Source organism: Actinoplanes italicus (genome assembly GCF_003001815.1).
In the GTDB taxonomy this organism is placed as follows: Bacteria; Actinomycetota; Actinomycetes; order Mycobacteriales; family Micromonosporaceae; genus Actinoplanes; species Actinoplanes italicus.
Genome location: NZ_PVMZ01000012.1, coordinates 304,087 through 310,573 on the forward strand (window position 1 = coordinate 304,087; position 6,487 = coordinate 310,573).

Genomic DNA, 6,487 nt, shown 5'->3' on the forward strand with positions numbered 1-6,487 from the left:
GGGACGCCTTTCATGGCCGACACCGACAACGGTGACGAGAAGCAACAGCCGCCACCGGAGACGGACGACCGTGGTCTGTGGCGGCTGTTGCAGCAGCAGATGGCTCTGCTCCGCCGCTTCCAGGCCGCGGTGCCGCCGCAGCCGCCGCTCCCGCCCCCGACAGTCGAGGAGATCGCCTCGAACGACCTCGTCCAGCAGGCGGTCATCGAGCAGGCCCGGGCCGAGGCCGAGCACGCGGCGATCACCCGGCGGGACAACCGGTTCAAGGTGTGGCGGCTCGCCGGGCTGGGCCTGCTCATCGTCCTCGTCCTGGCGATCTCGCTGGGCCGGCTCCTGATCGGCGGGCCGCCGTCGGTCGCCGAGCTGCGCGCCGAGGCTCACGTCGACGACTGGGACGTGCTTTCCATCGGCGTCAAGGACGACCAGTACGGGACGGCGTACTACGACCCGGGCACGAAGACCTGGTCCGGGTTCGACATCGACATTGCGTACATGATCGCTGCAGACCTGGGCTTCCGGCGCGACGACGTGCGCTTCTACGGGCTGGAGAGCGAGGACCGTGCCCGGATGCAGGCCACCGACCCGGCCACGAAGAAACGCGTGCCGGTCCAGCTGGTGATCGCCAGCTACAGCATCACCGAGGAGCGGAAGGAGGCCGGCGTTCACTTCTCCGAGCCGTACCTCTACACCGAGCAGTCGGTGATCACCTTCAAGGACCACGCGCCGGTCGTCGCCCTGAACGACCTCAAGGGCAAGCAGGTCTGCAGCCTCTCCACGTCGACGAGCCAGAGTGCGCTGTCCAAGGTCGGCGCGATCGTGACCCAGAAGAACCGGGTGCGGGAGTGCTTCGAGGCGATGGACAACGGCCAGGTCGAGGCGGTCAGTACCGATGCCGCGATCCTGGCCGGCTGGAAGCACAAGTTTCCGGCCAAGTACGAGCACTGGGACCTGGGCCTGGAGTCCAACGAACGGTGGGGCGTCAACGTGGGTGAGAACCCGGCGCTGGAGAAGCTCGTCAACCTCACGCTCTACCGCTCCTACGCCGATCCCGAGGACGACCGCTGGGAGAAGGCGTACGAGAAGAATCTGCAGTCGGAGATCGACCCGGTGAAGGAGACCCCGATCGCGGTCGGTCAGCAGCCGCCGATCCAGCGTCCTCCGGACATCGGCTGGCAGCCCTGGGAGGATCCGCTGAGATGAGCCTCCCCGCCGATGATCAACTGATCCGGACCGGTGCGGTCAGCAAGGAACAACGCGCCCTGGCCCGGCCCGGCTACCGCGCCGAGCTCAACTGGCTGCTAGCCGTGCTGCCCGGTTTCCCACTGCTGCTGCTCGTGCTGCGGCTGTGGTACCTGAGCCGTCAGGACCTGCCCACGATGCTGCTGCTCGTGCAGTACATCAACCCGCTCGGCATGGTCGGCGCGCTGTTCATCACCCTGAGCTGGACCGTGCCCGCCGCCATCCTGCTGGTCCGGGTCCTCGGCGGTATCGCGCTGGTCAGTTCACCGGGGCACACCGCGACCTCGTTCCTGGCCGTCGCCGCGTTCCGGATGCCCGGCTGGGTCGTGGTGATCGCGGTCGGGATCGCCGCGTTCACCTGGCAGCTGCGCATGCTTCCGCTGCTGATGATGCTGGTCGTGGCCATCCTCGGGCTGACCGCGGTGCAGGGCGAGCCGGGCGAGGCGTGGCTGATGCGGTGGATCACGCTCGGGGTGCCGATCATCGTCGCGATCATCGTGTGGATCTTCGTATGGCCGGGAGTGGTCGCCGCGATCCGGGCCGGTGACTACGCGACCGCCGCCCTGCTGGCCCTGCCGCCACTGTTCGGGCCGGTGCTCACCGGCCCGGTACCGGAGCGCTGGGCCCGGATCGCGACCCACTGGCCGGCCGTCGCGGTCGCCTTCGCCATCCCGTTCATGGTCGGCGTCGTCTTCCTGCGCGCTCCCGTCCTTCCGGACAGCGCCATCGAGGTGGTTACCGAGGGCGAACCGATCCGGGTGGTCCGCGGCCAGTTGATCGCCGTCGACGACACCTCCACCACGATGCTGGAGGCCACCGGTGCGGTCACCTTCATCCCCAATGGCGAGGTCAGGTCGAAGACCCTCTGCCCGCAGGCAGCCGGTGACCCGGAGAGCGGCCTGACCGTCCGCGGGTGGCCCGTCGAGGCGCCGGCACTGGAATGGATCGCGCCGACACGTACGGTGACCGAAATCGATCCGCGGTGCCTCGGCCGGCCGCTGAACCGGGGTTAAGGCGATTTTCCTCGACGACATGTGCGACATGCCGCCCACCACGTGCAGACAGGCTGGCGCCGACCTGGCAGGCTGCACGCCATGACCTTGCACCTCCGGTGGGCGGCCGTCACCGACCAAGGACACGTCCGCAGCAACAACGAGGACAGTCACTTCGCCGGTGACCAGCTCCTCGTCGTCGCGGACGGCATGGGCGGCATGGCCGCCGGCGATCTGGCCAGCCGGATCGCCATCGAAGCCATGGTCTCGCTCGACATTTGGATCGCCACCGAGAACCAGATGGACGCCCTGCACCGGGCACTCGAGATCGCCAACGGCCGCATCGCCGAGATGGTCGCCACCGACCCATCCCTGGCCGGTATGGGCACCACGCTGACGGCGGTGCTCTTCAACGGCGAGCGGGCCGCGATGGCCCACGTCGGTGACTCCCGGGCCTACCTGCTGCGCGACGGCCGGCTCAACCAGCTCACCAAGGACGACACGTACGTCCAGATGCTCGTCGACCAGGGTCTGATCAAGCCCGAGGAGGCGGCCGCGCACCCGCGCCGGGCCGTCGTCACCCGGGTCCTGCAGGGTGAGCCCGTCACCCCGGCCTACGTCATCGTGGAGCCGCAGCGAGGCGACCGCTGGCTGCTCTGCAGCGACGGACTCACCGGTGTCGTGGCCGACCCGGTCCTCGAAGAGGAGCTGCGGACCATCGCGGACCCGAAGTCCTGCGCGGAGAGGCTCATCGATCTCGCACTGCGCGGCGGTGGCCCCGACAACATCACGGTGATCGTCGCCGACGTGACCGCAGGGGACTGAGCGGGTATTTTACTCCGGCCGCGATGTCCCGCGGCCCGGACTCTGGTGGTGATCACGACGGCGCGACTGCTCGGCACGCTGGCGCTCACCCTTGGTGTGGCCGCCTTCGGCGAACTCGTCCTCGGCACGCCCCGCCTCTACACCGACACGGCGCAACTGATCGCCGGTGTCATCGCGGCCACCGTCTGCCTGACCGTGGGCCGCGACCGGGCCGGCACACAGCGCCGCTGGCGGCTGCTCTCCGCCTGCGGGCTCGTGGTCTGGTCGCTGAACCGGCTCTGGTGGGTGGTCCAGGACCTGACCGGCGCCGGCCACGTCCCGCCGCAGCGGCTCCTCGACGCGGGACTGATCGTGCTGCCCGTCTGCATGCTGGTCGGCCTGCTCGGCGCCGTGCACTCCCGGCCCCGCCCGGTGCCCACGTCGCCGCTGCGTGACCAGCTCGCCCTCGTCATCGACAGCGTGCTCATCACCGGCTCGGTCGTAGCGCTGGCCTGGTCGCTGCTGCCGGTCGCGCCCGCGTTCCGCGGCCTCACCGTCTTCAACCTGATCTACCTGATCGGCGACCTGGTCCTGTTCACCATGGTGACGCTGCTGCTCACCACCCGGCCCGACTCCCCGGCCGGGCGGCGCCCGCTGCGGCTCGTCGGATCGGCGCTGCTCTGCTTCGGCGTCGCCGACACCGTACGGCTTCTCGGCACCGGCCCGGCCTGGCTCGAAGGACTCGGCCACCTGCTCGGTCCCGCGTTCATCGCCATGGCGGCGCTCAGCCCGTCCCGGCCCACCCCGCAGCAGCCCGACCCCGAGGTGCTCGAACGGGACTGGTTCCGGCTCCTCCTGCCGTACGGCCCGGTGCTGGTCACCGGGGTGGTGCTCGTGGTCCGGACGGTCGCCGAGGGCGGGCTCACCCCGTTCGAGGCGTACCTCGGCTGGCTCGGCCTGGCTCTCGTCGTCACCCGGCAGATGATCACCATCGTCGACAACACGGTCCTCTTCGACCGGGTCGCCACCGCCCAGCGACGGCTGCACCACCAGGCGTACCACGATCCGCTGACCGGGCTCGCCAACCGGGCACTGTTCCGGGAGCGGCTGATGCTGGCCATCGAGGCCCACCAGAAGCGCGGCACGCCGGTTGCCGTACTCTTCGCCGACCTCGACGACTTCAAGCTGATCAACGACACGTTCGGGCACGCCATCGGCGACCGGGTGCTGCAGGCCGTCGGCGAGCGGATGCGCGCCGGCGTCCGGTCCCAGGACCTGGTGGCCCGGCTCGGCGGCGACGAGTTCGCCATCGTGCTGGACCAGGGCGGGGTCGCCGTTCCGGCGCCCCGGCGCCGGAAGCCGTGGCGGCGCGGCGCGGAGGGCGGGCTCCGGCAGAGGCGGTACGTGCTGTCGGCCGCGGGTGTACGGGTGTCCGAGGCGGCCTTCGCCGGCGGTGCCACGGTGTCACCCTCATGGGACGTCAGCGAGCCGGCCGGCCTCACCGTCTCGCCGGGCCTCTCCTCGCCGGACCTCTCCTCCGGGGCGTCCGGCTCCTTCCCACCGCTTGACCCGGTGTCCCCCACCGGGGCCGCCGTCAGCGGTTTCGACCCGCTGTGGGCCGCCGAGGCCGAGGCCATCGGGCAGCGGGTGCTCGCCACCCTGCGCGAGCCCTACATGATCGACGGCCGCTCGGTCGGTGTCGGCGCCAGCATCGGCCTGGTCATCGCGGAACCCGGCGACGAGCTCACCGCCGATCTGCTGCTGCGCCGGGCCGACGCCGCCATGTACGCGGTGAAGCGCCGCGGCAAGGGCGAGCTGATCCGCTACACCGGGCCACGCGACTCCGGCCCGAACGCCGACCTGCCGCAACTGCTCGCCGGCGCGCTGTCCGGCGGCAGCCCCGCGTCGGCCGGCTTCGACGTGCACTACCAGCCGATCGTCCGGCTCAGCGACGGCGCGACCGTGGCCGTCGAGGCCCTGGCCCGCTGGACCGACCCGGTCGCCGGCCCCGTCCACCCGGACGTCTTCGTGACGATGGCCGAGCGCACCGGCCTGGTCGCGGCCATCGACGACTTCGTCCTGGACCGTGCCTGCGCCGACGCCGCGAAGCTGGCCGAGCGCCACGGCCGGCCGATCGACGTGCACGTCAACGTCTCCGCGGGCCGCCTGGCTGGGCAGGGCCTGGAGGACGCCGTCCGCGCCGCGCTGACCCGCCACCGGCTCGAACCGGCCCGCCTGATCATCGAGATCACCGAGACGCTGCGCATCCCGGACCTGCCCTCCGCGGCCGGTCTGGTGGAGAGGCTGCGGGCCCTTGGCGTACGGGTGGCTCTGGATGACTTCGGCAGCGGCTTCAACGCCTTGGCGCAGCTGCACGCCATCCCGGTCGACATCGTCAAACTCGACTCCAGCCTGACCAACGTGGACGCCTCCCCGGACCGGGCCGGCGCTCTGTGCCGGTCGGTGCTGGCCATCTGCGCCGAACTGGGCATCATCGTGGTCGCCGAGGGCTTGGAGACCGAGGAGCGGGCCGGGGCGATGGCCGCCCTGGGGTGTCCGCTGGGTCAGGGCTACCTCTACGGGGCCCCGGCGCCGCTGCCCCGTCCGAACGATTCCGCCCTCTGACCGGTCCCAACCCGCCACCGCCCCGTCCGCCGGCTCGCTCGCTGTCCCGCCCGTCGGCCTTTCATCCGTCCGTCGGCTTGCTTGCTGCCCTGCTCGCTGGCCTTTCATCCGTCCGTCGGCTCGATCGTTGCCTCGTTCAGCGGCCCCGTTTACCTGGCCCCGCTAGAGAGCTTTCGCGGTCGGGGTTGCCGGCCCGTCAGCCGCATCCGTCTGAGCCGTGGTGGCGTTCGGTCGGCTGATGGCCCGGCGTTGCCGTCGTGGGCTCCGGGGTCGCGTGGGGTTGGTTACCACCGCTGACGGGTGCTGGACGATCAACTGCGGCCGTTTTCGGAGCCGGGCTCCGGGATATCGCTGCCTCTGGCCCGGGGAAGGGTTCACCGGGCACGGCTGGGCGATCAGGCGGCCTGGGGAAGGGTTCGCCGCCCATGGCTGGGCGATCAACAGCCCAAGGAAGGGTTCGCCGGGCGCGGCTGGGCGATCAGGCGGCCGGGGGAAGGGTTCGCCGGGCGCGGCTGGGCGATCAAGCGGCCCGGGACAGGACTGTCCCCACCAGCCCCAACCAGACCCTGACCGTAAAAGGTGTCTGGAGTAGCCGCTCGCCCACCGGTCCGCCAGCTCGCCCACCGGTCCGTCAGCCGCCCCGCCCACAGGCCCATCGACCCCACCAGCCCGCCCATTGTGGTGCAGATCTTGTGGGGTTGGGGGGAGACGTCTGACCGGAAGCTCGCTAGATGTTCTGCCCAGAGAGGTTGGGAACGCGGTTGGCGGGTGGTCCGCCGATGGCGGTGTGGTGGCGGTGGTGATTGTAGGTGTGCAGGAATCGGGGT

Annotated in this window: 4 protein-coding genes; all 4 read left to right on the forward strand. The window is 70.8% G+C overall.

What is annotated here, in order from left to right:
• Positions 1–12 precede the first annotated feature (12 nt).
• The 4 genes from CLV67_RS28350 (at position 13) to CLV67_RS28365 (ending at position 5,660) form a co-directional block, all read left to right on the forward strand.
• Positions 13–1,200: a transporter substrate-binding domain-containing protein gene (locus CLV67_RS28350; protein WP_239166599.1), complete on the forward strand. Its 1,188-nt coding sequence runs from the start codon at positions 13–15 to the stop codon at positions 1,198–1,200.
• Positions 1,197–2,252: a hypothetical protein gene (locus CLV67_RS28355; protein ID WP_239166600.1), complete on the forward strand. Its 1,056-nt coding sequence runs from the start codon at positions 1,197–1,199 to the stop codon at positions 2,250–2,252. The genes CLV67_RS28350 and CLV67_RS28355 overlap by 4 nt, the downstream gene beginning before the upstream one ends.
• A gap of 81 nt (positions 2,253–2,333) precedes the next feature.
• Entirely contained in the window at positions 2,334–3,056 is a 723-nt protein-coding gene (locus CLV67_RS28360; protein ID WP_106323680.1) for a PP2C family protein-serine/threonine phosphatase, read from the forward strand.
• A 45-nt stretch (positions 3,057–3,101) separates the two neighbouring features.
• Positions 3,102–5,660, forward strand: a complete 2,559-nt coding sequence (locus CLV67_RS28365; RefSeq protein ID WP_239166601.1) for a putative bifunctional diguanylate cyclase/phosphodiesterase — start codon at positions 3,102–3,104, stop codon at positions 5,658–5,660.
• Positions 5,661–6,487: the final 827 nt, after the last annotated feature.

Excerpts from the sequence above, each read along its gene's own strand:
- CLV67_RS28350 (WP_239166599.1), top strand. The coding sequence starts at position 13 with ATGGCCGACACCGACAACGGTGACGAGAAGCAACAGCCGCCACCGGAG.
- CLV67_RS28355 (WP_239166600.1), top strand. The coding sequence starts at position 1,197 with ATGAGCCTCCCCGCCGATGATCAACTGATCCGGACCGGTGCGGTCAGC.
- CLV67_RS28360 (WP_106323680.1), top strand. The coding sequence starts at position 2,334 with ATGACCTTGCACCTCCGGTGGGCGGCCGTCACCGACCAAGGACACGTC.